The organism is Variovorax sp. VaC1 (assembly GCF_043658315.1).
Taxonomy (GTDB): Bacteria; Pseudomonadota; Gammaproteobacteria; order Burkholderiales; family Burkholderiaceae_C; genus Variovorax.
In genome coordinates this window covers 324,251-350,536 of the sequence record NZ_JBIGLT010000008.1, presented here as the reverse complement: position 1 = coordinate 350,536, position 26,286 = coordinate 324,251, and the positions used below count along the sequence as shown (strand labels likewise).

Here is a 26,286-nt window from a genome sequence, read left to right as displayed (position 1 = left end):
ATGCGCTGGCTGTTCGCGACCGTGCTGCTGGCGATGGGCCTCGCGGCCTGCGAGCCGCAGCAGGACGCGCAGGCCACCAACGGCGCGCCGGCGGCGGCGTCGGGCGCCGCCTTCACCATCCTCGCGGGCTCGGAACTGAAGGATCTCGAAGGGCCCATCGTGGCAGCCGCGAAGGCGGCGGGCGTGGAGCTGAAGCTCTCGTACGCGGGCACGCTGGACATCGTCGAGCGCATCAACGCCGGCGAGCGCTTCGACGCGATCCTGCCGCCCAACGGCGCCTACCCCGCGCTCGGGTTGCAGACCAAGCCGCTGGCGCGCGACAAGCTCTTCTATTCGCGCATCGCGCTCGGCGTGAAGAACGCCAAGGCGGCGCAGCTCGGCTGGAACAAGCGACCGCCCGGCTGGGCCGAGATCGCCAAGGCCGCGAGCAGCGGCCAGTTGCGCTACGGCATGACCAATGCCACCAGCTCCAACACCGGCATGAGCGCGCTGTTCGCGGTGGCGTCCGCGCTGGCGGGCAAGACCGAAGACCTGAGCGCGCAGGACGTGGACGGCAAGACGCTCAAGGCCTTTCTCTCGGGCCAGAAGCTCACCGCCGGCAGCTCCGGCTGGCTGGCCGAGGCCTACATCAAGGACCCGTCGGCCATCGACGCGATGGTGAACTACGAGGCCGTGATCCTGCGCGCCAACGAGAAGCTGCCCGCCGCCGACCAGCTCGCGCTGATCTACCCGCGCGACGGCATGATCTCGGCCGACTACCCGCTGATGCTGCTCAACGCCGACAAGCGCGAGGCCTACACCCAGCTGGTGGCCACGCTCAAGGCCGCGCCGTTCCAGCGCGATGCGCTTTCGGCCGCGTTCCTGCGCCCCGCCAACCCCGAGGTGGCCACCGCCAGCGCCTTGCCCACGGCGGCCGTGGCCGAGCTGGGCTTTCCCAACCGGCTGGAAGTGATCGACGCGGTGCTCGGCACCTACCAGTCGCAATGGCGCAAGCCCGCCACCTCGATCTTCGTGCTCGACCTCAGTGGCTCGATGGCGGGCCAGCGCCTGGCGTCGATGCGCGAGGCGCTCAAGCTGCTCTCGGGCGCCGATGCGGGCACCGCCAGCACGCGCTACAGCGCCTTCCAGAGCCGCGAGCGCGTGGTGCTGATTCCTTTCTCCACCCAGGTGTCGGAGCCCGTGTGGGTGCGCTTCGATGCCGACCAGATCGATGCCGCGCGCACCGAGCTGCGCCGCCAGGCCGATGCGATGCGGGCCGATGGCGGCACCGCGATCTACTCCGCGCTCGCCGCCGCCGAAGACCTGGCGCGGCAGGAGCAGCAACGCGAGCCCGACCGCTTCGTCAGCATCGTGCTGCTGACCGATGGCGAGAACAACTCGGGCCTGAAGCTGCACGAGTTCCGCGAGCGCTATGCGCGCGGCCTGCCTGCGCGCATCTTCCCGATCCTGTTCGGCGAGGGCAACGTGTCCGAGATGCAGCAGATCGCGCAGCTCTCGGGCGGCCGCGAGTTCGACGGCCGCAAGCTGCAGCTGGGCCAGGTGTTCAAGGAAATCCGGGGCTACCAGTGATGCCGGAGCGTTCGCTGAAACTGCGGGCGCTGCTGTTCTTGTACGGCAACGCCAACATCCTGGGCTGCGCGCTGGCGCTGCTCGGGCCGGCCCTGCTGTTCGCTGGCGTCATCGACCGCGGGTGGCTGCTGATCACGGCCGGCCTGTACGTGGCCGGCTGGCTGCTGGGCCGCAAGGCGCCCGAACTGGAGCGCCGCATCGAAGACAGCCTGAGCGTCGAGCAGACGCTGGAGCGCCTGGACCGCGTGGTGGCGCAGGCACAGCCGCACCTGACCGAAGACATGCGCAAGAGCCTGGACAGCGTGCGCGGCTCGGTGGGCGAGGTGCTGCCGCGCCTGGTGGGGGCCGGCTCGCATGGCGACGACCTGTTCACCGTGCGCGAGACCGTGCTGCGCTACCTGCCCGAGACGCTGGCCAACTACGTCGCGCTGCCGCCCGCCTTTCGCATCACCCATGCCGTGAAAGACGGCAAGACCGCGCGCCAGCTGCTCGGCGAACAACTGGGCCTGCTCGACGGCAAGCTGCGCGAGATCGTGGCCAACGTGGCCTCCAGCGACGCGGCCGCGCTGGTGGCCAATGGGCAGTTCCTCGAGAAGAAATTCAACCAGCCGGACTTCCTGGCGGGTTGAGGCTTACGGGGCGAGCAATCAGAACGGGTAGTGGCGCGGCGTCGTCTGCACCGTGATCCAGCGCAGCTCCGTGAAGGCTTCCACACCGGCCCGCCCGCCGAAGCGCCCGTAGCCCGAGGCCTTGACGCCGCCGAAGGGCATCTGCGCCTCGTCGTGCACCGTGGGGCCGTTCACGTGGCAGATGCCCGCTTCGATGCGCTGCGCCACGTTCCATGCGCGTGCCACGTCGCGGCCGAACACGGCCGACGACAGGCCGAACTCGTTGTCGTTGGCAATGGCCACGGCTTCTTCCACGCCGCTGACGCGCACCACGGCCTTGACCGGGCCGAAGGATTCCTCGCGGTAGATCTCCATGGCCGGTGTCACGTGGTCGAGCACGGTGGCGGGCATCAGCGTATTGGTCGCCTTGCCGCCGCACACCAGCCTGGCGCCCTTGGCCAGCGCGTCGTCGATGAGGGCGTTGCAGCGCTTGACCGTGCTCATGTCGACCACCGAGCCGAGCACCACCGGGCCTTCGCGCGGGTCGCCCAGCGGCAGGGCCTGCGCGCGGGCCGCGAACTTGGCGACGAATTCATCGGCGATGGCGTTGTCGACCACGATGCGTTCGGTCGACATGCAGATCTGGCCGGAGTTGGCGAAGGAGCCGAAGATCGCGGCGTTCACCGCCGCGTCGATGTCCGCATCGTCCAGCACCACGAACGGCGCCTTGCCACCCAGTTCGAGCACGGCGGGCTTCAGGTACTTGGCGCAGGTCTGCGCGATCAGCTTGCCGACGCGCGTCGAGCCGGTGAAGTTGACGCGCCGCACGGCCGGGTGCGCCACCATCGCCTCGACCACGGCACCGGCATCGGCGGGCGCGTTGGTGACGAAGTTCACCGTGCCCTTGGGCAAGCCGGCTTCGGCCAGTGCTTCGATGATGAGCGCATGCGTCTCGGGGCACAGCTCCGAGCCCTTGAGCACCACGGTGTTGCCGCAGGCCAGCGGCGTCGCGATGGCGCGCGTGGCCAGGATCACCGGTGCGTTCCACGGCGCAATGCCGATCACCACGCCGGCTGCCTGCCGCACGCCCATGGCCAGGCTGCCCGGCACGTCGGACGGAATCACCTCGCCGCTGATCTGCGTGGTGAGCGAGGCGGCTTCGGTGAGGATGCCGGCCGCCAGGTGCACGTTGAAGCCGGCCCACAATGCCGAGGCGCCGGTCTCGCGCGCCATCGCCTGGATGAAGGCGTCGGCACGCGATTCGAGCGCATGCGCGGCCTTGAGCAACAACGCCCGGCGCGCACCGGGACCGGTCTGCGACCAGGTGGCGAAGGCGCGGTGCGCGGCCTCGACGGCGGCGACCGCGTCGGCCGACGTGGCGGCGGGTGCACGGGTGGCGATGCCGCCGTCCAGCGGGTTGCGGCGCTCGAAGCTGGCGCCACCGGTGGCGGCGCGATGCTCGCCGTCGATGAACATGGAGATGTCGGTCATGGGTGTGTGTCCTTCAGGAAAAAGGGGAGTGGATGGATCAGGCGACGCCCAGGTAGGCCTGGCGCACCACGTCGGAATGCAGTAGCGCCTGCGCTTCGCCCGAGGCGACGACGCGGCCGCGTTCGAGCACGTAGCCACGGTCCGCGGCCTGCAGCGCCTTGCGCACGTTCTGCTCGACCATCAGCACGGTCACGCCCTGCGACGCGATGCGGCGCACGATGGCCAGCAGCTCGTCGACCATGCGCGGCGCAAGGCCGAGCGAAGGCTCGTCGAGCATCAGCAGGCGCGGCCCGCTCATCATGGCGCGCGCCACCGCCACCATCTGCTGCTCGCCGCCGCTCATGGTGCCGGCCAGTTGCGTGGCGCGTTCCTTCAGGCGCGGAAAGTCGTCGAAGGCACGCGCGAGGCGTTCGGCGCGAAGGCGGGCCGGAATGAGCCAGCCGCCGAGTTCGAGGTTCTCGGTGACGGTCATCTGCGGAAAGAGCTGGCGGCCTTCGGCCACCAGCGCAAGGCCGCGCCGCACGCAGGCCGTGGCCTCGCCCGAAGGCAGCGCGGCGCCGTCGAGCAAGGCTTCGCCCGTGCGCGGCAGCAAACCGGCCAGTGCCTTCAGCAGCGTGGTCTTGCCCGCGCCGTTGGGCCCGAGCACGACGGTGACGCCGGGCGACACATCGAGGTCCATGCCTTGAATCACCTGGAAGCCGTGGTAGCCGGCGGAGAGGCCGCGCACGGTGAGTTGTGCGGCGCTCATGCGGTGGCCTCCATCTCGTCGCCCAGATAGGCCTCGACCACCTCGGCATTGCGCACCACTTCTGCCGGCGTGCCGTCGGCGATCTTGCGGCCCTGGTGCAGCACCAGCACGCGCTCGACGTACTTCAGCAGCGTGGCGACCGCATGCTCGATCCACACGACCGTGAGGCCGTGCTCGTCGCGCAGCCGGCGGATGCGCCGCGCCATGGCGTCGACCTCGGCTTCGGTGAGGCCCGCCGCCACTTCGTCGAGCAGCAGCACGCGCGGGCGGGTGCCGAGCGCCATGCCGATCTCCAGCAGGCGTTGCTGCGATGGCGTCACGTCGGCGGCGATGTTCTTCGCCAGGCCACCGAGGCCCAGCATGTCGAGAATTTCGCCGGTGCTGCCCAGCCCCGCGATGGGTGCGCGATGCCGCCCCGCGAACTGCATGCCGAAGCGCACGTTGTCTTCGAGCGTCATGTCGGCCATGACGCGCGGCGTCTGGAAGGTGCGCGCGATGCCGTGCGCCGCATAAAGATGCGGGCCGCGCCGCGTGAGGTCCACATCGCCTTCCACCAGCAGTTGGCCCGAAGTGGGTATGACCACGCCCGAGATCGCATTGAAGAAGGTCGTCTTGCCCGCGCCGTTCGGCCCGATGATGCCGACCAGCTCGCCCGCATGCAGCGTGGCGCTGACCGCGTCCACCGCCGTGAGGCCGCCGAAGCGCACGGTGAGTTCGCGGGCTTCGAGAAGAAGAGGGCGCTCATTCATGGCCATGCCTCCGCAGCACCGCCGCCTTGCGCTGCCACAGCGACGCGAGGCCGTTGGGCAGGTACATCACGCACAGGATCAGCAGCAGGCCCAGCACCATCATGTAGCCGTAGGGCAGCTGTAGCCGCAGCGTTTCCGACAACAGGCTGAACACGATGGCCGCCGCCACCGGCCCGCCGATGCTGGCTGCGCCGCCGATCATCGCGATCAGCACGGTCTGGAAGCCGATGAAGGGGCTGAACACCGCGGGCGGATCGATGTAGGTCCAGCGCACGGCCATTGCCGCGCCGACCGCGCCGGCGAAGGCGGCGGTGAGCGCGAAGCCGATCACCTTCACGCGGCGCGTGTCGACGCCCAGCGTCTGCGCGCGCTGTTCGTCGGCACCGATGCCGGCCAGCGCCAGTCCGAAGCGGCTGCGCTTGACCAGCAGCGCTGTTGCGATGGCCGCGCCCGCGATCGCCAGCACCGTGAGGTACACCGTCTCGTTCGACGGCACCACGGTCAGCACGCGGCCGACGGTGCCCGACACCTGCTTCTCGACGAAGGTCACGGCATGACGGATCAGTTCCGTCATGCCGAAGGTCAGCACCGCGAAGTAGGTGCCGCGCAGGTGCAGCACCGCGGCGCCCATCAGCACCGCCACCGCGCTCGCGATGGCCGCGCCAGAGAGGATGACCAGCGGCCACGGCAGCACGTCGAGCAGCGTGGCGCTGGCATAGGCGCCCAGCCCGAAGAAGGCCGAAGTGGCGAGCGACAGGTAGCGCGTGGCACCGCAGAACAGCGACCAGCTCGTGGCCAGCGCGATGTACATCAGGCAGCCGAGCGCCACCGAGGCCACGAACTCCGACGCAACCCACGGCACGGCGGCTGCCAGCACGAGGCCGCCGGCGAGCACCCACCAGGGCTTGTTGTGGAAATGGGAAATCATTTTCTGGAGAACAGTCCGTTGGGCCGCCAGATCAGCACGCCGATGAACACGGCATACGACAGCAGCATCTTGAGCGAGGGGCTCGTGTAGTACATGCCCAGCGCTTCCACCACGCCCAGCAGCAGGCCGCCGACAAGGCTGCCCGCGATGCTGCCGAAGCCGCCGAGGGTGATGACGATCAGCGCCGTCACCGTGTAGGGCTCGCCCATCGAGGGCGATATCTCGTAGGTCATCGACAGCAGGGCACCGGCCACGCCCGACAGGCCCAGGCCGATGCCGAACATCAGCGGATGCAGCCGCTTCGTGTTGATGCCCACGAGCTGCGCGCCGGTGGGCGACTGCATCAGCGCGCGCACCGCCTTGCCCAGCAGCGTGAGCTTGAGCAGCGCGATGAGCCCGAGGCTCAGTGCCAGCGCCACGCCGAACAGCACCAGCTTGTTGGCGGTGAAGCGCATCTCGCCGAACTGCACCGGGTCGGCCAGGTAGTCGTAGCCGCGCAGGTCGCCGCCCCAGATCAGCAGCGCGGTGTTCTGCACCAGGAACATCAGGCCGAAGCCCACCATCAGGCTGCGCGCTTCGAACACATCGACGTTGGGTGCGCGCGCCGCCACCTGCCGGAAGCACAGCCAGTGCACCGCCATGCCCAGCACCATCAGCACCGCGAAGGCCACGGGCATGAAGACCAGCGGCGAGACGCCGAAGGCCGTATGCGCCCACCATGTGAGAAAGGCGCCGAGCATCAGGAACTCGCCGTGCGAGATGTTCATGATGCGCATCAGCCCGTACTGCAGGTTCAGCCCGATGGCGACCAGCGCATAGATGCCGCCCGTGATCAATCCGCCGGCCAGGAGCTCGGCCCATCCAGTGAATGACACGTCGTTATTTCCAGGCCGGCTTGGGCATCAGTTGGGCGGTGGCGCGGTCTTTCGGCCAGACCACTTCGAAGTCGTTGCCCTGCCACTGCGCGACGGTGCCGGGAATGGACGCGTTCTCGCTGCCCTCGAAGCGGATCGGGCCGAGGATGGTCTTGAACTCGTTCTTCGCGATCTGGTCGCGCAGCGCCTTGCGGTCCAGGCCCACCTTCTCCACCGCCTGCTGAAGAATCTGCAGGCCCGCCCATGCGTGGCCGCTGGCCCAGCGGTCGGGTTCCTTGCCGAACTTCTTCGTGTGCGCGTCGAAATACGCCTTGGCCTCGGGGCTGGTCTTGCCGTTCCACGAGCCCATGCCGATCACGCCTTCGGTGTTGGCGGCCATCACGTTCTTGTAGAGCTGGAAGGCGGTGCCCACCGAGGCGTAGAAGTACTTGGGGTTGAAGCCCACCTCGCGCGACTGCCGGCTCGCGAGGATGGTGTCCGGCGGGTAGGTGATGCCGATGAAGGCGTCGGGGTTCAGGTCCTTCATGGTGCGCAGCACCGGCGCGAGGTCTTTCACGCCCAGCGGGTAGCTCTTGCGGTCGAGCACCTGGATGCTGGTCTTCTTCAGCGCAGCGTTGAGTGCGGCGAAGTTCTCCAGCCCGAACAGGTCGTCCATGTAGACGATGGCGATGGTCTTCACGTTGTTCGCCACCAGCATGTCGACCAGCGCGCCCATCATCTTGTCGGGCTGCTGCAGCAGCGAGAAGAAGAAGGGCAGGTGCATGTCGATCAGCTTGCGCGACAGCGCCGTGGGCGCCAGCAGCGGATAGCCGAAGCGGTTGGCCAGCGGGGCCACCGCGAAGTTGGCGCCCGAACCCCAGGGTGGCAGCACGAGGTCGACCTTGTCGCTGCCCATGAGTTTTTCGAAGGTGCGCACGCAGGTCTCGGTCTCGCTGCGGTCGTCGTAGCCGATCAGCTCGATGGGGCGCCTGGTGCCCTTCACCGACAGGCCGCCCGCGGCGTTGACCTGCTCGGCCCACAGCAGGTAGTTGGGTTCCTGGCTCACTTGCGCGCCCGCGGCCCAGGGGCCGGTGCGCGCGATGGCGTAGCCGATGCGCACGGGGCCACTCTGAGCAAACAGTTGCGGCGCGACGGCGGCCGCGCCGAGCGCGGTGGCGGTGCCCTTGATCCAGTGGCGGCGGTTGGGGTGAAGCATGAAAGTCTCCTGTGGGCGTCGACATGCGCCCGCTGCCCGGAATCGTAGAAACGGGGGCCTTCGGGTGCTGTGCCCGCCGCGCACAAAGCACTTGACGCAGCGTGCATGCGCCTAGTGGTTAACCCGCAAATCCCTGGTCGGCGAAGGCGCTTCACAATGCGCGGCATCCCGGCTTCGTGTTGAAATCTTTCGCTCCCGTCGTCCTTGCCGTCCCTGCCGTCCTCGCCTGCATGACCGCTTCGCTGCTCCTGTCCACCGACCAGATCCCGCCGAAGGAGCGCGGGCCGCTGTGGTGCGAATGGGTGTGGCGCCACTTCGGCGGCCTGGGCTCCGATCTGTACGACGACAGCGAATTCGACGGCCACCTTGCGGCCTCGCATGCGGGCGATGTGATCCTCACGCGGCTCGAAGCCAACCGGCACCGCGTGCTGCGCACCACGCAGATGGCGCGCCTGAGCGAAACGCCCTACCTGAAGATCGTCGCGCCCTGGCAGGGCTCGGCCGAGGTCACGCAGCGTGGCCGCGCGGCGGCGGTGCGTTCAGGCGGATGGACGCTCTACGACACCACCGCCGACTACACCGTGGCCAACCCCGAGCGCAGCGACCACCTGATCGTGATGCTGCCGAAAGACCAGCTCGCCACGCCCGCATTGCCACTCAACGACCTCGTGGCGCGCCGCATCGGCGGGGGCAGCGGCATCTCGCGCGTGGCGCTGGAGACCATGCGCAGCACCTACCTCGAACTGCCCTTCATGAGCGAGGCCGCCGCGCGCGGTGCGGGCGAGTTGCTGATCCATCTGGTGCGGCTGTCGCTGATGGAACTCGCGGGGCAGGAAACACCGCAGACCCAGCGCGAGGCGCTGAAGGACCGCATCCGCCGCCACGTCGCGCAGAACCTGCGCGACCCGGCCCTGTCGATCGACAGCATGGCGCTGGCCCTGCGCTGCAGCAAGCGCCTGCTGCACAGCGCCTTCGCGGGCGACGACGAAACGCTGACCGGCTACATCCAGCACCAGCGGCTGGCGGCCAGCATCCGCGAGCTGCTCGACCCGGCGAATGCGGCGCGCTCCATCACCGACATCGCGCTGGCCGCCGGCTTCGGCAACCTGTCGCACTTCAGCCGCGTGTTCCGCGAGCACACGGGCGGCAGCCCGAGCGAGTTCAGGCGGCAGGCGGCGCAGCGCTGACGGCGGGTGTCGGCGTGCCGCTGCCTGCGTTCTGCGACACCTCTACCGCGTCGTCCACGCTCCACGGCGCATACACCTCGGCCTTGAGGTTGGGCGAATCGACCTTGGCGAGCAGGTCGCGCACGTTGTCCTTCACGCGGGCCAGCGACAGGCGCGCGCCGCGCACGCGCACGTAGGCGGCAAAGTCGCACATCGCCTCGATGCTGGTGGCGTCGAGGTCCGGCGATTCTTCCAGGCTCAACACCATGCGCTGCAGCCCCGGCGTGGCATCGATGCGCGCACGGATCGACACGAACACCGCATCCGCATTGCCGAAGAACAGCGGCACCTCGGGCCGTGCGATCAGCACGCCCGGCGGCACCACGGCCTCGGGGTGGCGGGCGGTGTCAACGTAGTCGTGGCTCTGGCCCAGCCGGCCGAGCCAGCTCACCGTGGTGCGCGAGAAGCCGCGCAGCAGCATCAAGAGGCTCACGCCGATGGCCGCCAGCAGGCCGTCGAGCACGCCCAGCAGCAGCACGGCGGCAACCGCCACCAATGCCACCAGCCGGTCGCGCCGCCAATGGAAATACGGCCGCAGCGACGAGGGGTTCAGCGAATGGCTTACCGCGTTGATCACGATGGCCGCCAGCAGCGGCTCGGGCGTGTGCGCGATCCACGGCAGCAGCGTGAGCACGGCCACCAGCACCACCAGCCCCGCCACGATGCCCGCCGCGCGGCTCTGCGCGCCCGCCGATTCGTTGGCCGAGGTGGCCGAGTAGCCCGCGCCCACCGGCATGCCCTGGAACAGCGCCGACAGCAGGTTGGCGCCGCCCAGCGCGAGCAGGTCGCGGTTGGCCGACACGTTGTCGCCGTGGCGCATCGCGAAGGTGCGGATCGAGCCATAGGACTCGGCATAGAGGATCAGCGCCATCGCGAAGGCCAGCTCGCCCAGCCCCAGCCATTGCGCGCGGTCGAGCGAAGGCACGCCGGGGTGCGAGAAGTCGAGCGAGATCGGTCCCACCGCCGCCACGCCCCAGGCATGGCACAGCCCGCTGATGTCGAGCGCGATGCCGCACACGATCACCAGCAGCGCCGCCGGTACGGCGCGCCATCGCGCGAGGCCGCGCAGCAGCACCAGCGCGGCCAGCGCCATCGCCGCGCCGGCCAGGTTCCAGTGCCGCCACTCGGACACGAGGCCCGCGATGAGCCGGAAGAAATCGCTGTGCGCCGGCTGCACCGCCAGCACCTTCGGCAACTGCTTGATGACGATGGTCAGCGCCAGCCCGAGCGCGAAGCCGCGCAGCACCGGCTTGGCGATCAGGCTCGACACCGCGCCCAGCTTGGCGATGCCCGCGATGACGAAGAAGACCCCGGCCAGCAGCACGATGCCCGCGCCCAGCGCCAGGCGCGTGGCGGTGTCGACACCGGGAATCGAGGTGGTGGCCGCGAACAGCACCGCGGCAGACGACGAGGTGGCCGAGACGATCGCGAAGCGGCTGCTGCCGAAGATGCCGTAGACCAGCAGCCCCGCGAAGAGCGCGATCACGCCGGCTTGCGGCGGCAGCCCCGCGATGCCCGAATAGGCCACCGCCTCGGGCAGCAGCAGCCCCGCGATGGACACGCCCGCCACCAGGTCGGCGATGCCGGGCCGGCGCGACGTGGTGCTCACGGTGCGGGCTTGTGGTTGGCGTCGGCCGGTGCCATCACCGCGGCGGGCGTGGCGTTGGTCACGCCGGTCCAGCCCGGCAGGTAGCGTGCGGCGGCGGCGCGCGCGAGCGCCACGGCCTTGTCGATGGAGGCCTGCGGCATCGGCTCGGTGGCCGAAGGCTGGAGCTTCTTGGCGGGCAGCAGCGGCCGGAAATGATCGGCCCACAGAAACTCGGCATACGGCGCCGCATCCTTCGCGTAGCCGCCGGCCTTGCGCACGAAGCCGGCGAGGGCGCGGTACGGGTCGTCGCGCATCTTCGCCACGCTGGAGGGAATCGCGCCGTACTCGCGGCGCTTGCCCTTCTCGTCGAACGGGTGCGCCCAGCGGTGGAACTCCATGAGCCGCCAGAACTGCTCGCCCTTGACTTCGGAGAGGTCGTCGAGCTGCATCACCCACACCTTGTCGACCGACTCCTGGTGCAGCGCGCACCCGAGGTGATGGTGATCGACGATGTAGTAGCGCCCGGCTGGCCCACGCACGGCCGGGAACCAGTGCGCGGCCAGCGTGCGCTCGCGGTCCTTGCGCTTGAGCTGGCTCCACTGCGCGCGCTTGGTCGCCACCTCGGCCCCGCCGACGGTGATCTGGGTCGGGTGGAGTTCGTCGAGGGCGACGGAGATCAGGTTGGGTTTTGCGGTCATGACAGGGCCTCTTGTTGTGGTTGTGGAAACCGGTGGCAGCGCGTCGGCGCCATCATCGCCATCGACAAGCCGCGCCACAAGTGGCCCGCACGCTAGCAGTCTCAGACGGACGGGAACCTGACGGCGTGGGCGATGTGGGCGGCCCCCGCGGGCTTGAAACCATTGGCGCCCGCGGCGTCGTAGCGCGCCAGGGCCTGGTGGCCGTCCAGGTCTTCTTTCAGGGCAAAGCCGGTCTCCAGCAGCAGCGCCTTCAGCTCGGCCGGGGCAAAGCCGCACAGGAAAGCCTCGCCCACCGCCGACACCTCGCTCTGCAGCTTGCGGAAGGCCTCGGCGTTCAGGTGGCCGGGGCGCAGCGCCGCCTCGTCGATGTAGGTGAAGACCAGTTCGCTGCCGGCCGGCGCGCAGGCGGCGATGGCGTGCAGGGCCGCAAGGTTGGCCTGCCGCGTGAGGTAGACGGTGACGCCGAGCCACGAGAAGAAGCTCGGCTTCGTGGCCTGGAAGGGCGATCGCGCGAGTGCGCTGCCGAGGTCTTCGACCGACAGGTCGGCCTCGATGAAATGCACCGAGGGCGCTTCGGCAACGCCGCAGTCGCGCAGGCGCTGGCGCTTCAATTGCTGCGTGGCCGGGTGATCGACTTCGTAGATGGTCAGGCCCTCGGCCCACGCGGGGCGGCGGCAGACGAAGCTGTCGAAGCCCGCGCCGACGATCACGTACTGGCCGACGCCGCGGGCCACGGCGTCCTTCAAAGCATCTTCCGTGTAGCGCGAGCGCAGGATCACTTCGGGGTACGCCGCGTTGGCGTGCAGCGCGGCATCGAGCACCTGCCCGGGCGTCGCGGCGGCGCCATGCGATGCATCGTGCTGCGCCAGTGCCCGCTCGCGAAAGACTGCGCGCACGGCCTCGGGAACGAGGCGGTCGCCCCACGGGTCGTCCAGCAGCGGGGCGGGGTCGCTGCGCGTGTGGAGGGCGCGCATGAGCGAAGTGGCAAGGGCGGTGCGGCTGGCGTGCGATGGATTCACTGAAGAAGCTCCGGCATTGAGAGGGCGCGAAGTTTCGGCCCGCGCGGCGGATCTGTACAGGGCCTTGTGCGGGGCGATGCGGTGTTCGTGGTGCGCTGATGGTGCCGAGGTGGTGCGTCGGTGGCGGCCGCGCTCTTGCCGCCCGCTTGTCCCGCACGCGTCATGAATGCTTAAGCAGCGGTTGTGCCGAAGTAAGCGTCAAACTTAAATCTTCCTAATTAGCAGCTTCTTCAGCGCACGTTTTTCATTCGCAAAATGAGTCACCGGACGACACGCCGGGCCTCATGCATGACGCATCGCGCTGGTATGGTCGTGCGCGCAGTTCTTTCCTTCTTCACGCCACCACGCCCGCTGTCGACGCATTGGGCCATTCACATGCCCATTCGTCACGCCCGAGTCTTTCCGCGCTACGCGTTCTACTGCGTGCTGGGCGGCCTTGCCGCGATCTATGTCTTCTGCGCCATGATGCTGGTGCCCGCGAAGATCTACATCCTTCCCTATCTCGTCACGGCGGACTTCGTTCGCTACAAGAGCGCCTTCTTCGTGCTGGTGCTCGCGATCCCGGCGGCGATCTACCTGATCTTCTGGAAGGGCAGCGACTTCCTTGCATGGTGGCGCACGCCGAAGGTGATGACGGTGGGCGCGCACGGCCTGCAGGTCGGCGGCACCATCGTGGCCTTCAAGGACGTGACGCGTCTGCGCCAGCGCCACAACCGCAACCACCTGCTGCTCACCACGCGCAACGGCAAGACGCTGCGGCTGCGCCTCGACCTGTGGGACGACGCGCCCGCGCTGCTCGCCGAAATCGAGGAAGCCGTCGGCGAAGTGCTGCGGCACGACGTCGAGCGGCGCCTGCATGCGGGCGACACCGTGCCCTTCGGCGCGCTCGGCCTGAATGCGGAAGGGCTGGTGCACAAGGGGCAGCTCATCGCGTGGTCGAGCATCGACACCATCCGTACGCAGTCCGATGAAGAGGGCATGGACGTGGACGAGCAGCTCGTGATCGTCGCCAACGGCAAGGCCCGCAAGATCGACCGCTCGAAGATCGACAACGAGCCCGTGCTGATGGCCTGCCTGATGCAGCGCCTTCCCGCTGCCTGAGCCATTCTTTTCTTCTTTTTTCTCTCGCCCTTCCTTCCTTCAACCACTCCAACAACGCAAAGCGAATCAGGAAAATGGAAATCTACAGCTCCACCAGCCAGCGCGAACAGACCCGCCAGGACCGCCCGGTCTTCTACTCCCGCCCACGCCTGATCGCCGGTGCCGCCCTCTGGGTGGTGGTGGCGTGCGTGCTGGCCGTTCTCTGCATTCGCGCGCAAGACAAGAACATCGGCATCCTCATTGCCGCAGCGTTCGGCCTGCTGGCCGCATGGCTGGCGTTCAAGTGCATCCGGCAGCTGGGCAACATCGCAACGCCCGCGTTCGTCGTGGGCCACCAGGGCCTGACTTTCGAGAACGGCCTGCTGATTCCATGGCAGAACATCGTCGAGAACATCTGGGTCAACCAGAGCTACATGGGCATTCCCATCGGCCGGCAGATCCAGATCAAGACCGACCTGCCCAAGCCCAAGGCCCGCGTGCTGCGCCGCGCGACCGCGTTGCAGATTTCGGGCGACGAATACCTCGCGCTGTGCGACGCCTACCGCTGATCCGCTGAGGCCGAAAACCCCTTGGCGGCGAACCGTCAAAAAAGGGTCCGATAAACTGGGGGGGTGAAATCTTCTTCAGAGCCTCCCAGTAGGTCGCTGGCCTGCGCCAGCTTCAGCCTGCATCGCTGCGTTGCGAACGACGCCTTCGCAGCGCGCATCCTCCCCGTCTTTTCCCTGTTGCCCGACATGGCCCGCGCCATGCCGGGCCGCACCCGCTTGCACGCACGCACCCCATGATTGAACTTCTCACCGACCCCGCCGCCTGGATCGGCCTCCTGACGCTGGTCGTCCTGGAGATCGTGCTGGGCATCGACAACCTGATCTTCATCGCGATCCTTGCGGAGAAGCTGCCACCGCACCAGCGCGACCGGGCGCGGCTCATCGGCCTGAGCCTGGCGCTCTTCATGCGGCTGGCGCTGCTGTCGATCGTCTCGTGGCTGGTCACGCTGACCACGCCGCTGTTCAGCGTGTTCGGCCAGGGTTTCTCGGGCCGCGACCTGATCCTGCTGCTGGGCGGCCTGTTCCTGCTGTTCAAGGCCACCTCCGAGCTGCACGAGCGGCTGGAGGGCGTGACGCACACGGCCAGCGGCTCGACGGTCTATGCGGGCTTCGGGCTGGTGGTCACGCAGATCGTGGTGCTCGACGCCGTGTTCTCGCTCGACGCGGTGATCACCGCCGTGGGCATGGTGGAGCACCTGCCGGTGATGATGGCGGCCGTTGTCATTTCCATTGGCATCATGCTGTGGGCGTCGAAGCCGCTCACGCGTTTCGTCAACGCGCACCCGACCGTGGTGGTGCTGTGCCTGAGCTTCCTGCTGATGATCGGCCTGAGCCTGGTGGCCGAGGGCCTGGGCTTCCACATTCCGAAGGGCTACCTGTACGGCGCGATCGGCTTCTCCGTGATGATCGAGACGCTGAACCAGTGGGCCAAGCGCAATGCGCTGCGGCACGAGGCGCGCCGGCCGCTGCGCGACCGCACGGCCGAATCCATCATCCGGCTGCTCGGCGGCCGCGGCCCTGGCGAGCCGGTGCCGGCGGGCGGCGCGCCCGGTGCGGCGCTCGCGACGGAGCCCGCCTTCGCCGTGGAAGAGCGCAACATGGTCAGCGGCGTGCTGTCACTGGCCGATCGCAACGTGCGCTCGGTGATGACGCCGCGCACCGACATCTCGTGGGTCGACCTGAACGACGACCCCGACGCGGTGCGCGAGCAACTGCTCGATACGCCGCACGGCATCTTCCCCGTGTGCCGGGGCTCGCTCGACGACGTGGTCGGCGTGGCGCGCGCGAAGGACCTGCTGGGCCATCTGCTGCGCGACGGAAAGATCGACGAGCGCGGCGGCCTGCGCACGCCGATCTACGTGCCCGAATCGACCACCGTGATCAAGCTCATCGACACGCTGCGCGGTGCGCGCGGGCAGCTCGCGCTGGTCAACGACGAGCACGGCACGCTGACCGGCGTGGTCACGCCCATCGACGTGCTGGAGGCGATTGCCGGCGAGTTCCCCGACGAGGACGAGACCCTGGAGATCCTGCAGACCGCATCCGATGCGTGGACCGTGTCCGGCAGTGCCGACCTGCACCTGCTCGAACAGGCGCTGCAGACCCATGGCCTCGTGAGCGACGACGACAGCTACACCTCGGTCGCGGGCTTCCTGCTGGCCCGCTTCGGCGGACTGCCACCCGCGAAGGCGACGTGGGTGCACGACGGGTACGAATTCGTGGTGACCGATGTCGATGCACAGCGCATCCGGACCGTGGCCGTGCGCCGGCTGCCGCTGCCGGAAGCCGAGGCCTGAACACGTCGACCAGGCGCGATGATCGAGTGCGACGTGGGGCCGGCCGATTTGTTAGGCTGGCACCCCGTCGTTGCAACCTTCATTCCACGCGCATGAACGCCTCTCACCGCCGGCCGGTTCCGCTGGCCAAGGCCTACCGCCTGCTGAACCACGGCCCGACCGTCCTCGTGAGCGCCGCGCACGGCGGCCAGCGCAACATCATGGCTGCCGCCTGGGCCATGCCGCTCGACTTCGATCCGCCCAAGGTGGCCGTGGTGCTCGACAAGAGCACCTGGACGCGCGTGCTGCTCGAAGGCGCGGGCAGCTTTGCGCTGCAGGTACCGACGCGCGCGCAGCTCGACCTGACCGAGGCGCTGGGCAACAGCTCGGGCCGCGAGATCGTCGAGCGCGCGGGGCATGACAAGTTCGCGGCCTACGGGCTGCAGACTTTTGCGGGCACCGCCACCGATGCGCCGCTGCTCGAAGACTGCGTGGCCTGGCTCGAATGCCGGCTGCTGCCGGAGCCGCCGATCCAGCAGCGCTACGACCTGTTTCTCGGCGAGGTGATCGCGGCGCAGGCCGACGCCCGCGTGTTCGCCGATGGGCGCTGGAACTTCTCCGGGCACGACGACCTGCGCACGCTGCACCATGTGGCGGGTGGGCACTTCATCGTCGATGGCGAGCAGGTGAATGCGCGGGCACTGCCGCCTGTGCTTCCCTCGTAGCGCTTCGGCCGACCCGAGGCGCGAATCAGCAAGCCCCGGGAAGCTTCAGGAAGTGGCTCGCGGCACCAGCACGGCCCGCAAGGCGAGCAGGCCGCACACGGCGGCAGCCGATGCGGCCACGATGGCCCACACCAGGCGCGACGGCGGGGCCACGCCGAGCCGGTCGCCCAGCAGCAAGGTCGTGCCGTTGTAGGTGGCATGCAGGGCAATGCACGGAATGAGCGAGTGCGTGCGTTCGTACAGCCACGCCAGCACCATGCCCAGCACGAAGCCGACCACGAACTGGTAGATGTTCAGGTGCGCCGCGCCGAACAGCAGCGCCGACATGACCATGGCCTGCGAGCGCGAATAGCGCCGCAGGAACCCGCGCAACACGATGCCGCGGAACAGCATCTCTTCGAGCACCGGTGCCACGACGCACACCGCCAGCATGGCGGCGATGCTGCCGTCGGCCAGGCGGCTGAACAGCGACTCTTCCCAGGCCGATGGCGGAACGACCCGCATCATCAGGTTCACGACGGCCGTGATCGTCAGCAGCAGCGCCGGCACCAGCAGCAAGGTCGGCGGCACCACGAACATCAGCGTGGCCCTGGCGGAGTTCCGCGAGCGATGGAACAGCCTGCGGTAGGTGAGCTTCTGGAAGTTCATCACCACCACGAACACGAAGCCGTTGCCCATCACAGTGGAGAGCACGCCGATCTGCAGGTCGTCGAGGCCGAGCAGCCCGTTGGCGTCGCGCAGCGCGGCACCGGCAATGAATTCGCAAAGGAGCAGGGCGGCGAACAGCAGCACGGCCTGCATGGCCGACGGAAAGGCCGTGCGTTTCAGGAAAGGCATGGGTCTGGTGGGGTCGCGAAGGGGCGGCGCGCAAGTTGACCCGCCGGGGATTGCATCAACCTTGCGATGAGAACCATGCGCGGAAGAAATCGGACTGCGGGTCGGCCGGTGCCCGCGTCAGCGAAAGCAGAACGACGGCTGCGCAGGCAAGGCCGCGACGAACGACGGCCTACTACGCATAGGCCAGTTCGCCGCGCTGCACGAGCTGGGACAAGGGCGCGAGCGCGACCTCGCCGAGCCGTCCCTGCACCGGGAACGCCAGGCGCTGCAGCGCCGCGTATTCGCGCAGCCTGGCCGCCCCGTGCGGATCGCTCGGCAGGTTGGCGCCGGCGGAGGGGTGGCACATCAGCACGTCGCCGGTGCGGCATTCGGACAGCCACTCGGACAGCCGCGCCGCATAGCCCTGCGTGTCGCCCGAAAAATCGTAGACCCCCAGCAGGCGGCGGCTCACGGGAATCCCGTGCTTGCGGGCGAGCGCGGCCAGCCGCGCGCCGCCCAGCGCGTGGATGACCTGGGCTTTCAGCCGCTCGGGGCCGCCGCGCCAGACCGGCGCGGTGTAGCGCACCCAGGGCGGCGACGTGGGGTAGCGCCGCGTGATCTCGTCGACCAGCAGATCCCGCACGACCGGAAACTGATGCACGTGCCGGTGCCCGTCGATGAAGGCGGGCGCGCGGCCCATGGCGTCTTCGAAGCGGCTCAGCTGGTCGCGGATGTCGGCATGAAGCGCGGGCGAGAACACCGTGCGCGAGTAGGTCCGCGCAAGCAGGCCGAGCAGGCCGGGCTCGAAGCCGTCGGGCGTGTCGGGGCGCGTGAGGTCCAGGTGCAGGCCGACGTCGAGCCGCGCGGGGTCGACCTGCCGGAGCGTCTTGGCGCCTTCGAGCCATGCGCTGCGGCGCACCATGCCGCTGGTCGCCGAAATCTTTCCCTGCGCGGCAAGGTCGAGCACGGCCGCGTTGATGCCGGTGCTCATGCCGAAGTCGTCCGCGCAGATGCAGAGGTAGCGCGTGGTCGGCGCCGGGGCGCCGGAAGTCTCAGTCATCGCCATTCGTTGCGGTTCCATTGGCCGGCAGGGGCGCGGAAGAAGAAGAGGAAGAAGGTGCGGGCGTGGAGGCGGCCGCGACATCCAGGCAGTGCGCGTCGCTCGTGGCGCTGCCCGCGAAGCGCCAGGCCGCGACGCTCTGGTGCGCCGAGACCAGTTGCGCGCGGGCCAGCCACGGGTGCGCGATCTGCGCGTTGCTCGGCCCCACCAGCCAGGTCGTGCGGGGCACGCAGAGCGTGGCCGCGAGCTGCGTGCGGTCGACCAGCGTGCGGGCGGCGCGCTCGGGCTCGAAGCGGCCGGCGTCCACGACTTCCTTGCGCCAGTTGTCGCGGGTGTCGGTGGCGGCGGCTTTCCAGTCGTCCGAGATCAGCACCGTCTGGTGCAGGTTCCAGTAGAACGGGACTTCGTAGAAGTAGTTGTCGAGCATCAGCACCTGGTCGCCGGCGGCCACGGCCTGGCCTTCGGGCAGGCGCAGCCGGGTGCCGTGCGGCACGGCGTAGATCGCGATCGCGGCCACGCAGGCCACGCACAAAGTGGCGGCCGCCAGCGTCATCGCGCGCGCCTTGGGCCACAGCGCTTCCATCGACCGGCCGGCCAGCACGTGCTTTGCGATCAGGTAGGCCAGCGGCGGCAGCGCCGGCAGCACATAGCCCACGAGCTTGGAGCGCGGCAGCGAGAAGAAGACCACGATCACCGCGAGCCAGATCCACATCAGCCAGTCGACGTCGGACAGCCGGGGCCGTGCGTCTTCGTCCTTGCGCCGCGGCACCAGCGCCCAGGCGAACCAGGCAAACCATGGCAGCGTGAAGGCTGCCAGCACCGGCAGGTAGAACCAGATGCCGTGCTCGTTGTTGAAGCCCGAGGACGCAAAACGCCGGAAGTGCTGCGTGATGACGAAGTAGTCGAAGAACTCCGGGTACTTCATCTGCATCGCCACGAACCACGGGCCGGCCACCGCCAGCAGGATGGCCCAGCCGGGCAGCCAGACCGACAGCCGCAGCACCGCGGCCCTGCGCGTGACCACGCACCAGGTCAGCAGCACGCCCACGGGCAGCACCACGCCGATCAGCCCCTTGGCCAGCAGCCCGGCCGCGGCGAACAGGTAGGCACCCGCCAGCAGCGCCCGCCAGGGCTCGGCGCGCTCGCGGGCCAGCGCGGCAGCGGCGGCCAGCAGCACGGTGGCCGAGATGCAGCCGGCCACCAGCATGTCGAGGTTCGCGAACTGCGCGCCCAAAAAGAAGAAGGGCGTGGTGACGAGCACCATGGTGGACAGCAGCGCCTGCCGCACCGTCGACCAGCGCCGCAGGAAGAGGAACAGCGCCGAAGCCGCCGCGCCCGCGCCCAGGATGGAGGGCAGGCGCGCCGCCCATTCCACCGGCCCGGTCACCGACATGGCGGCCGCGCCGATCCAGTAGAACAGCGGCGGCTTGTGGAAGAAGGGCAGGCCGTCCAGCCGCGGCACCAGCCAGTCGCCCGAATGCAGCATCGACAGCGCGACGCCGGCGTAGCGGCCTTCGTCGGGCGCCATCAAGGGGCGCACCCAGGCCGTTACCAGCAGCCAGGCGAAGATCGCGGCGATGAGCCACAGGGGCTGGGGCGAGGTCCACCAGGCATTGCCATTGCCGGGTCGCTTCATGTCTCTTCGGCCTCGCTCGCGATCCCGCTGCCGTGCTCGTCGCGCACCACGTACAGCGGCCGGCCCTTGACCTCTTCGTAGATGCGCGCGATGTACTCGCCGACGATGCCGGTGGAGATCATCTGGATGCCGATGAAGAACATCAGGCTCACGACGATGGTGGTCCAACCCGAGACGGAGTTGCCGAACAGCAGGTGGTCCACGGCCACGTAGGCGCCATAGGCGAAGGCCGGCACGGCGAGCATCAGGCCCGCCACGCTGACCAGGCGCAGCGGCCAGGTCGTGAAGGCGGTGAGCCCGTCGATGGCCAGGTTCAGCAGCCGCCGCGCATTGAACGTGGTGGTGCCTTCGGCGCGCGGCGCCGGCGTGTACGGCAGCGCCACGGCACGGAAGCCCACCCACGCGTACAGGCCCTTCATGAAGCGGCTGCGCTCGGGCAGGCTCATCAGCGCATCGACCACCTTGCGGTCCATCAGGCGGAAGTCGCCCGCGTCCTTCGGTACCTCGAAACGGTCGGAGGAGTTGACGAACTTGTAGAACAGCTTGCTGCCGATCTGCTTGAAGCGGCTTTCGTCGCTGCGCTCCTGGCGCACCGCGTACACCACCTCGGCGCCGGCCATCCACTGCGCGATCATGGCGTGGATGAGCTCGGGCGAATGCTGCAGGTCGCCGTCGAGCAGGACCACGGCGTCGCCCTTGGCAGCGGCAAGGCCGGCGGTGAGCGCGGCTTCCTTGCCGAAGTTGCGCGACAGCGAGATGCAGCGAAAGCCCGACAGCTCGCACCACGCCTGCGCGACGGCGGCGGTGTCGTCGGTGCTGCCGTCGTCCACCACGATGATTTCCCAGCGCAGCCGCGTGGCCCAGAGAATGTCTTCGAGCAGCGGCAGCAGGTGGCGCAGGTTGGCTGCCTCGTTGTAGCAAGGGATCACGCAAGAGATGCTGCGGGTGTGCGTCTCCGCCGCCGTCGGCATGGCGGCCTGGGGCGCCGTGTCCTGGCCGGCTTGCGACGGGATGGCGCCGATGCCGGCGCGCGAATGCCTCGCGGTGGTCGAAGAGGTCATGAGGGTCTCCAGAGCGAGCGGTCGGCGGGGCCGTGGCCCGACGCGCGGCCGGCCCGCAACGCGAAAAAATGAAAGATCCGGAAGGCGAGGGCGAGCGCGCAGGCCATCGCGCTGCCGAGCACGAAGCCCGCGGCGATGTCGATCGGAAAGTGCACGCCCACGTAGATGCGTGCCCAGCCGGTGGCGGCGGCCAGCGCCAGCAGCACCACGCCGAGGGCGCGCAGGCCGGGGCGCAGCAGGAAGGCCAGCGCCACCATCGACATCACGGCCGCGTGCGTGCTGGGCAGCGAGCCGCTCGCGGCATGCGTGATGTAGGCCGGGGACAGCCCCTGCACGAAGGGGCGCGGCACGTTCAGCAGCATCGCGATGCCGTGCGACACGAGCGAGGTCACGCCGGCCGTTGCCGCCACGGCGAACAGGTAGGCGCGTTCACCACGGCGGCGCCACAGGGCGAGGGCGAGGATGCCGGCGGACAGCCAGGCGGCCCAGAGGGCAAAACCCCTTGCGACCACCAGCACCCCCTGGGTGGGTTGGTTGCCGGCATTGATCCAATGAAAGAGAGCGAGATTCAGCGCGTTCACGATGCGACCCTCGCGAGAGGGTTGAAGAAAGAAAAAGAGATGGGCGCACGGTGGCGCCAATTGCTGCGCACGCACCAGAAAAAAGGGGTCATGGGTCACGACCTTTCGGCGAGGAAGAGAGCCCGCACGCCATAGCGCAGCGGGAACATGCGGCGCGCGCGGCGTCGCTTCTCAGGTCCCGGAAGGCGGAGCAGCAGTGGGCGGCAGTCGCCGCCAGGGCCGTGGAAGAGGCGGGGCGCCACCATGCGGCGGCACGTGTTCCGGTGCTTCGCGTTCGACCGGCGTGACCAGCCGGGTCATCACCAGCGCCAGCGGCAGCATGGCCAGGACCATCGCCATGAAGCCGGCCAGCGCGGAGGCCAGCGCGTCGGGGTGGTCGATGCTCGCCGGTGTCTGGGCGAACACCGTGGTTTCGTGGTCGCGCGGGTGGTCGGCGCGGTCGTCGGCCTCGAACTGCGTGGTGTCGCCGAGGCTGCGTACCCGCAGCATCGGCTCGTCTTCGAGCCCGTCGCAGCGGAAATGGACCGCGATGAAGGGCTGCAGAAGGATCAGGAAGACGCCCGCGACGCACCACATCCTGTGGTGCGCTTGCGCAAAATTGCGGACGCGTGCGAGCAACATGCGCGGATGCTAGACCGCTCTCGTGAATGGAACCTGATCGTCAGCGTCAGCTTCCCGCAAGGTAATGTCACGGGGTGCGGGTATAAGGCGCGCACCCGCGCCGGGGCGTACTAAAGCACGAACGGAATGAAGCGCCGCGTACCCCGCATGTACGCGCGGTAGGCATCGCCGAAATGCGCGATGCATTCCTTCTCGTCGCGCAGCGCCGTCAGCACCAGCAGCAGCGTGGCCGCGAGCACCAGCGCCAGCGTGAGCCAGGTGAACTGCTTGAGGAAGGCGCCCCATGCCAGCAGCATGAGCGCCGTGTACATCGGATGGCGGATGTAGCGGAAGGCGCCGCTGGTCACCAGCGACGAAGTCTTCTCGAAACCGTAGAGGGCCGGGTCGTCATTGCGCGCATCGCTCGGCTTGCCCTGTGCCTTGAGCAGCCGCACCGCATGGATCGGCAGCCAGATCGACAGCGCCAGGAACACGCACGACAGCAGCTGCGTCGCCGAGAGCGGGTCGACATGCCACACCGGCAGGTTCACGAGGATCAGCACCAGCATGCATTCCCACGCGAAGAAACGGTAGAAGCCGTGCGAGCCGGGCTGCCGCAGCGGCCCGCGCGAGACATACAGCAGCGCGGCCGTGCCGGCGATGAAAACGAGGATCTGGAACCAGAGGAGCATGGCGGCCGAATCTACACGCGCCGCGCGCCTCAGCCGGAGATCGAAAACCCGCCGTCGACCGGAATGGCGGTGCCCGTCACGTAGTCCGACGCGGGGCTCGCCAGAAACACGGCCGTGCCCGCGATGTCGACCGGCTGGCCCCAGCGGCCGGCGGCGGCGCGTGCCACCACGCGGTCGTACAGGCCCGGGATCTGGCTGCGCGCGCCGTCGGTGAGTTCGGTCTCGAACCAGCCCGGCAGGATGGCGTTGACCTGGATGTTGTCCGCCGCCCACGAGAGCGCCGTCGACTTGGTGAGCTGCACGATGCCCGCCTTGCTCGCGGCATAGGCCGGCGCGTAGGGCGCGCCGAAGATCGACATCATCGAGCCGATGTTGATGATCTTGCCGCCACCCGCCGCCTTCAGGTGCGGATGCGCGGCGCGGCTGCACAAAAAGGCGCTGGTGAGGTTGGTGCCCAGCACCTTGTTCCACTCGTCCAGCGAGAGCTGGTCGGCCGGCTTGCGCACCGTGGTGCCGGCGTTGTTGATGAGGATGTCGAGCCGCCCGCAGCGCGCGGCGGCGTCGTCGAACAGCTTCTGCACCGAGGCCTCGTCGCTCACGTCGGCTTCGAGCGCAAAGCTGTCGCTGCCCAGCGCCTTCAGCGCCTCGACCGCGGCGGCCGATTTCTGCGCATTGCGCGCGGCGACGATGACGCGGGCGCCGGCCCTGGCCAGCCCCTGCGCCATGCCCAGGCCGATGCCGCCATTGCCGCCGGTGACGAGCGCTGTTTTGCCGGTGAGATCGAACATCAGGAGGCCTCGGGCTTCTTGGAAACGAGGGTCAGGATGTCGTAGCTGGCGACCAGTTCGCCGTCCTGGTTCGTCACTTCCACGTCCCATGCCACCACGCCCTGGCCCTGGCCGCTCGCGTCCTTCTTGTTGCGGTCGATCTTGCGCTTGCAGGTCAGGCGCGCGCGGATGGTGTCGCCGATGCCCACGGGCTTGACGAAGCGCAGCGTGTCCAGCCCGTAGTTGGCGAGCACCGGGCCCGGCGCGGGCGACACGAACAGCCCCGCCGCCGCCGACAGCACGAAGTAGCCGTGCGCGATGCGCTTGCCGAAGGGCGATTCCTTGGCCGCCACGTCGTCGAAGTGCATGTAGAAATAGTCGCCCGAGATGCCGCCGAAGGCCACGATGTCGGCCTCGCCGACGGTGCGGCGGTGCGTGAGCAGCGAGTCGCCGATCTGCAGGTCTTCGAAATAGCGGCGGAACGGATGGATGTCGCTCTCGCGCACGGCCGCGCCGCGCACGTGCTCGCGCGTGATCGCGGCCAGCATGGTGGGCGAGCCCTGCACCGCGGCGCGTTGCAGGTAGTGCTTCACGGCGCGCAGGCCGCCGAGTTCTTCGCCGCCACCCGCGCGGCCGGGCCCGCCGTGCTTGAGCTGCGGCAGCGGCGAGCCGTGGCCGGTCGATTCGGCGGCGGCTTCGCGGTCGAGCACCAGCAGGCGGCCGTGCCATGCGGCGGCGACGGGAATCGCCTTGGCCGCGATGGCCGGGTCGCGCGTGACCAGCGTGCCGACCAGGCTGCCACGGCCGCGCGCGGCCAGTGCCAACGCTTCGTCGATGCCGTCGTAGGGCATCAGCGTGCTGACGGGGCCGAAGGCCTCAATGTCGTGCGCTGCATCGTGTTCGAGCGGCTTGCGGCTCAGCAGCAGCGTGGGCGCGAAGAAGGCGCCTTCGTTCACGCCGTCGCCCACAGGCGAGAAGCCGTCGCGCTCGCCGTACACCATCTCGGCGCCCTGCAGCAGCGCCGCGACGCGCTCGGCCACGTCGGCTTGCTGCGCATGCGAGGCGAGGGCGCCCATGCGCACTTCTTCGCGCGACGGGTCACCAATGACCGTCTTCGCGAGCCGTGCGCGCAGGCGTTCGGCCACGGCATCGAGGTGCTGGCGCGGCACGATCGCGCGGCGGATCGCCGTGCACTTCTGGCCGGCCTTGATGGTCATCTCGCGCGCCACCTCTTTCACGAAGAGATCGAACTCCTCGTCGTCGGGCGTCACGTCGGGCGCGAGGATCGCGCAGTTCAGCGAGTCGGCCTCGGCATTGAACGGGATCGACTGGCGCACCAGGTTCGCGTTCACGCGCAGCCTTGCTGCCGTGTCGGCCGAACCGGTGAAGGTGACCACGTCCGGCCCTTCGAGCCGGTCGAGCAGGTCGCCCGTGGAGCCGATCACCAGTTGCAGGCTGCCTTCGGGCAGGATGCCCGACTGCACGATGAGCCGCACCAGCGCTTCGGTGAGGTAGCTGGTGGCCGTGGCCGGCTTGCCGATGCACGGCATGCCCGCCAGGAAGCTGGGCGCGAACTTCTCGAGCAGGCCCCACACCGGGAAGTTGAAGGCGTTGATGTGCACCGCCACGCCGCCGCGCGGCACCAGGATGTGCGTGCCCGCGAAGCCGCCCTTCTTGCCGAGCGGGAAGGCCGGGCCTTCGTGCACGAGGTTGCCCGAGGGCAGCTCGTTGGAGCCGATGCCGGCGTAGGCGCTGAGCGTGCCGGCGCCGCCTTCGATGTCGATCCAGCTGTCGGCGCGCGTGGCACCGGTGTGGGCCGAAATGGCGTAAAGCGTTTCCTTGTTCGCGGCCAGGAACTTGGCCAGCGCCTTCAGCCGCTCGGAGCGCTGCTGGAAGTCGAGCGCCATCAGCGCGGGCAGGCCGACGCGGCGCGCGTGGTTCAGCGCTTCGGCGAAGTCGATGGCTTCGGCGTGCGTGCTGGCCACGGCGGTGCCGTTGATGGCGCTGCGCAGTTGCTGCGAGGCCTCCTTGCCGATCCAGCGGCCGGCGATGTAGCTTTGAAGGGTGGTCATGAGGGTGTCCTTTCGTCAGTGACGGATGAGGCCGTCCGGGTCTTGCTCCTTCCCCCTTTGGGGGAAGGCAGGGATGGGGGCATGGCTCGTTCGGCGCAGTGCTTCATCAAGTGCCGCCTGCCCCCACCCCGACCCTCCCCCGGAAGGGGAGGGAGAAA

Annotated in this window: 25 protein-coding genes; 7 read left to right on the top strand and 18 right to left on the bottom strand. The window is 68.9% G+C overall.

Translation table 11 applies throughout. The features are described 5' to 3' along the window. Together ACGLHS_RS29495 and ACGLHS_RS29490 are read left to right on the top strand one after the other, a co-directional pair. A complete protein-coding gene (locus tag ACGLHS_RS29495; protein ID WP_394485367.1) occupies positions 1-1,569 on the top strand; it encodes a substrate-binding domain-containing protein in 1,569 nt (522 codons plus the stop codon). Beyond that, on the top strand, positions 1,569-2,198 hold the full coding sequence (locus ACGLHS_RS29490) for a hypothetical protein (RefSeq protein ID WP_093245985.1): 630 nt from the start codon (positions 1,569-1,571) through the stop codon (positions 2,196-2,198). Before ACGLHS_RS29495 ends, ACGLHS_RS29490 begins: the two co-directional genes overlap by 1 nt. 18 nt (positions 2,199-2,216) lie before the next feature. Here ACGLHS_RS29490 and ACGLHS_RS29485 read toward each other — a convergent pair whose 3' ends face one another. From ACGLHS_RS29485 to ACGLHS_RS29460, 6 genes are read right to left on the bottom strand one after another with little or no spacing between them, the layout of a single operon-like run. Further along, a complete protein-coding gene (locus ACGLHS_RS29485; RefSeq protein ID WP_394485365.1) occupies positions 2,217-3,668 on the bottom strand; it encodes an aldehyde dehydrogenase in 1,452 nt (483 codons plus the stop codon). 37 nt (positions 3,669-3,705) lie between these two features. After that, positions 3,706-4,416, bottom strand: a complete 711-nt coding sequence (locus ACGLHS_RS29480) for an ABC transporter ATP-binding protein (protein ID WP_394485363.1) — start codon at positions 4,414-4,416, stop codon at positions 3,706-3,708. After that, positions 4,413-5,165, bottom strand: a complete 753-nt coding sequence (locus tag ACGLHS_RS29475; protein ID WP_394485361.1) for an ABC transporter ATP-binding protein — start codon at positions 5,163-5,165, stop codon at positions 4,413-4,415. The genes ACGLHS_RS29480 and ACGLHS_RS29475 overlap by 4 nt, the downstream gene beginning before the upstream one ends. Continuing rightward, positions 5,158-6,093 carry a branched-chain amino acid ABC transporter permease gene (locus ACGLHS_RS29470; protein WP_394485359.1) on the bottom strand — a complete coding sequence of 312 codons (936 nt, stop codon included), beginning with the start codon at positions 6,091-6,093 and terminating at the stop codon, positions 5,158-5,160. The genes ACGLHS_RS29475 and ACGLHS_RS29470 overlap by 8 nt, the downstream gene beginning before the upstream one ends. Further along, complete coding sequence (locus ACGLHS_RS29465) at positions 6,090-6,968, bottom strand: branched-chain amino acid ABC transporter permease (RefSeq protein ID WP_394485357.1); 879 nt, start codon at positions 6,966-6,968, stop codon at positions 6,090-6,092. Before ACGLHS_RS29465 ends, ACGLHS_RS29470 begins: the two co-directional genes overlap by 4 nt. Before the next feature lie 4 nt (positions 6,969-6,972). Beyond that, positions 6,973-8,163 (bottom strand): amino acid ABC transporter substrate-binding protein, encoded by a 1,191-nt coding sequence (locus tag ACGLHS_RS29460; RefSeq protein WP_394485356.1) that lies wholly within the window; start codon positions 8,161-8,163, stop codon positions 6,973-6,975. A 230-nt stretch (positions 8,164-8,393) separates the two neighbouring features. Between ACGLHS_RS29460 and ACGLHS_RS29455 the strand changes: the two genes are divergently transcribed. Then, the gene (locus ACGLHS_RS29455) at positions 8,394-9,350 is read left to right on the top strand and encodes a helix-turn-helix domain-containing protein (protein ID WP_093245975.1); all 957 of its coding nucleotides are present in this window, start codon (positions 8,394-8,396) and stop codon (positions 9,348-9,350) included. Here the strand turns inward: ACGLHS_RS29455 and ACGLHS_RS29450 are convergent. The 3 genes from ACGLHS_RS29450 to ACGLHS_RS29440 form a co-directional block, all read right to left on the bottom strand. Then, the gene (locus ACGLHS_RS29450) at positions 9,325-10,998 is read right to left on the bottom strand and encodes a SulP family inorganic anion transporter (RefSeq protein ID WP_394485354.1); all 1,674 of its coding nucleotides are present in this window, start codon (positions 10,996-10,998) and stop codon (positions 9,325-9,327) included. The genes ACGLHS_RS29455 and ACGLHS_RS29450 overlap by 26 nt on opposite strands. Beyond that, entirely contained in the window at positions 10,995-11,675 is a 681-nt protein-coding gene (locus tag ACGLHS_RS29445; protein ID WP_093245973.1) for a ParB-like protein, read from the bottom strand. The genes ACGLHS_RS29450 and ACGLHS_RS29445 overlap by 4 nt, the downstream gene beginning before the upstream one ends. A 101-nt stretch (positions 11,676-11,776) precedes the next feature. Beyond that, complete coding sequence (locus tag ACGLHS_RS29440) at positions 11,777-12,694, bottom strand: class I SAM-dependent methyltransferase (RefSeq protein ID WP_394485352.1); 918 nt, start codon at positions 12,692-12,694, stop codon at positions 11,777-11,779. A gap of 375 nt (positions 12,695-13,069) precedes the next feature. Here ACGLHS_RS29440 and ACGLHS_RS29435 point away from each other — a divergent pair, with 375 nt between their 5' ends. From ACGLHS_RS29435 to ACGLHS_RS29420, 4 genes are all read left to right on the top strand, one after another. After that, positions 13,070-13,795: a hypothetical protein gene (locus ACGLHS_RS29435; protein ID WP_256327446.1), complete on the top strand. Its 726-nt coding sequence runs from the start codon at positions 13,070-13,072 to the stop codon at positions 13,793-13,795. Between the two features lie 74 nt (positions 13,796-13,869). Beyond that, complete coding sequence (locus ACGLHS_RS29430; RefSeq protein WP_394485350.1) at positions 13,870-14,343, top strand: hypothetical protein; 474 nt, start codon at positions 13,870-13,872, stop codon at positions 14,341-14,343. Positions 14,344-14,579: 236 nt separating this feature from the next. Continuing rightward, the gene (locus ACGLHS_RS29425) at positions 14,580-16,139 is read left to right on the top strand and encodes a transporter associated domain-containing protein (RefSeq protein ID WP_394485411.1); all 1,560 of its coding nucleotides are present in this window, start codon (positions 14,580-14,582) and stop codon (positions 16,137-16,139) included. 92 nt (positions 16,140-16,231) lie between these two features. Further along, a complete protein-coding gene (locus ACGLHS_RS29420; RefSeq protein ID WP_394485349.1) occupies positions 16,232-16,843 on the top strand; it encodes a flavin reductase family protein in 612 nt (203 codons plus the stop codon). Positions 16,844-16,888: 45 nt separating this feature from the next. Here the strand turns inward: ACGLHS_RS29420 and ACGLHS_RS29415 are convergent, their stop codons facing one another. The 9 genes from ACGLHS_RS29415 to paaZ form a co-directional block, all read right to left on the bottom strand. Further along, positions 16,889-17,680 carry a CPBP family intramembrane glutamic endopeptidase gene (locus tag ACGLHS_RS29415; protein ID WP_394485348.1) on the bottom strand — a complete coding sequence of 264 codons (792 nt, stop codon included), beginning with the start codon at positions 17,678-17,680 and terminating at the stop codon, positions 16,889-16,891. Between the two features lie 172 nt (positions 17,681-17,852). Continuing rightward, positions 17,853-18,719 carry a ChbG/HpnK family deacetylase gene (locus tag ACGLHS_RS29410; RefSeq protein WP_394485347.1) on the bottom strand — a complete coding sequence of 289 codons (867 nt, stop codon included), beginning with the start codon at positions 18,717-18,719 and terminating at the stop codon, positions 17,853-17,855. Further along, on the bottom strand, positions 18,712-20,355 hold the full coding sequence (locus ACGLHS_RS29405) for an ArnT family glycosyltransferase (protein ID WP_394485346.1): 1,644 nt from the start codon (positions 20,353-20,355) through the stop codon (positions 18,712-18,714). The genes ACGLHS_RS29410 and ACGLHS_RS29405 overlap by 8 nt, the downstream gene beginning before the upstream one ends. Next, positions 20,352-21,416, bottom strand: a complete 1,065-nt coding sequence (locus ACGLHS_RS29400) for a glycosyltransferase family 2 protein (protein ID WP_093245964.1) — start codon at positions 21,414-21,416, stop codon at positions 20,352-20,354. The genes ACGLHS_RS29405 and ACGLHS_RS29400 overlap by 4 nt, the downstream gene beginning before the upstream one ends. Then, the gene (locus tag ACGLHS_RS29395; protein WP_394485345.1) at positions 21,413-21,997 is read right to left on the bottom strand and encodes a phosphatase PAP2 family protein; all 585 of its coding nucleotides are present in this window, start codon (positions 21,995-21,997) and stop codon (positions 21,413-21,415) included. The genes ACGLHS_RS29400 and ACGLHS_RS29395 overlap by 4 nt, the downstream gene beginning before the upstream one ends. 171 nt (positions 21,998-22,168) lie before the next feature. Then, on the bottom strand, positions 22,169-22,618 hold the full coding sequence (locus tag ACGLHS_RS29390; protein WP_093245961.1) for a hypothetical protein: 450 nt from the start codon (positions 22,616-22,618) through the stop codon (positions 22,169-22,171). A 110-nt stretch (positions 22,619-22,728) separates the two neighbouring features. Next, complete coding sequence (locus ACGLHS_RS29385; protein WP_093245960.1) at positions 22,729-23,289, bottom strand: isoprenylcysteine carboxylmethyltransferase family protein; 561 nt, start codon at positions 23,287-23,289, stop codon at positions 22,729-22,731. Between the two features lie 29 nt (positions 23,290-23,318). Beyond that, entirely contained in the window at positions 23,319-24,077 is a 759-nt protein-coding gene (locus ACGLHS_RS29380) for an SDR family NAD(P)-dependent oxidoreductase (RefSeq protein WP_394485344.1), read from the bottom strand. Beyond that, positions 24,077-26,128, bottom strand: a complete 2,052-nt coding sequence (gene paaZ / locus ACGLHS_RS29375; RefSeq protein WP_394485343.1) for a phenylacetic acid degradation bifunctional protein PaaZ — start codon at positions 26,126-26,128, stop codon at positions 24,077-24,079. The genes ACGLHS_RS29380 and paaZ overlap by 1 nt, the downstream gene beginning before the upstream one ends. Between the last annotated feature and the right edge of the window lie 158 nt (positions 26,129-26,286).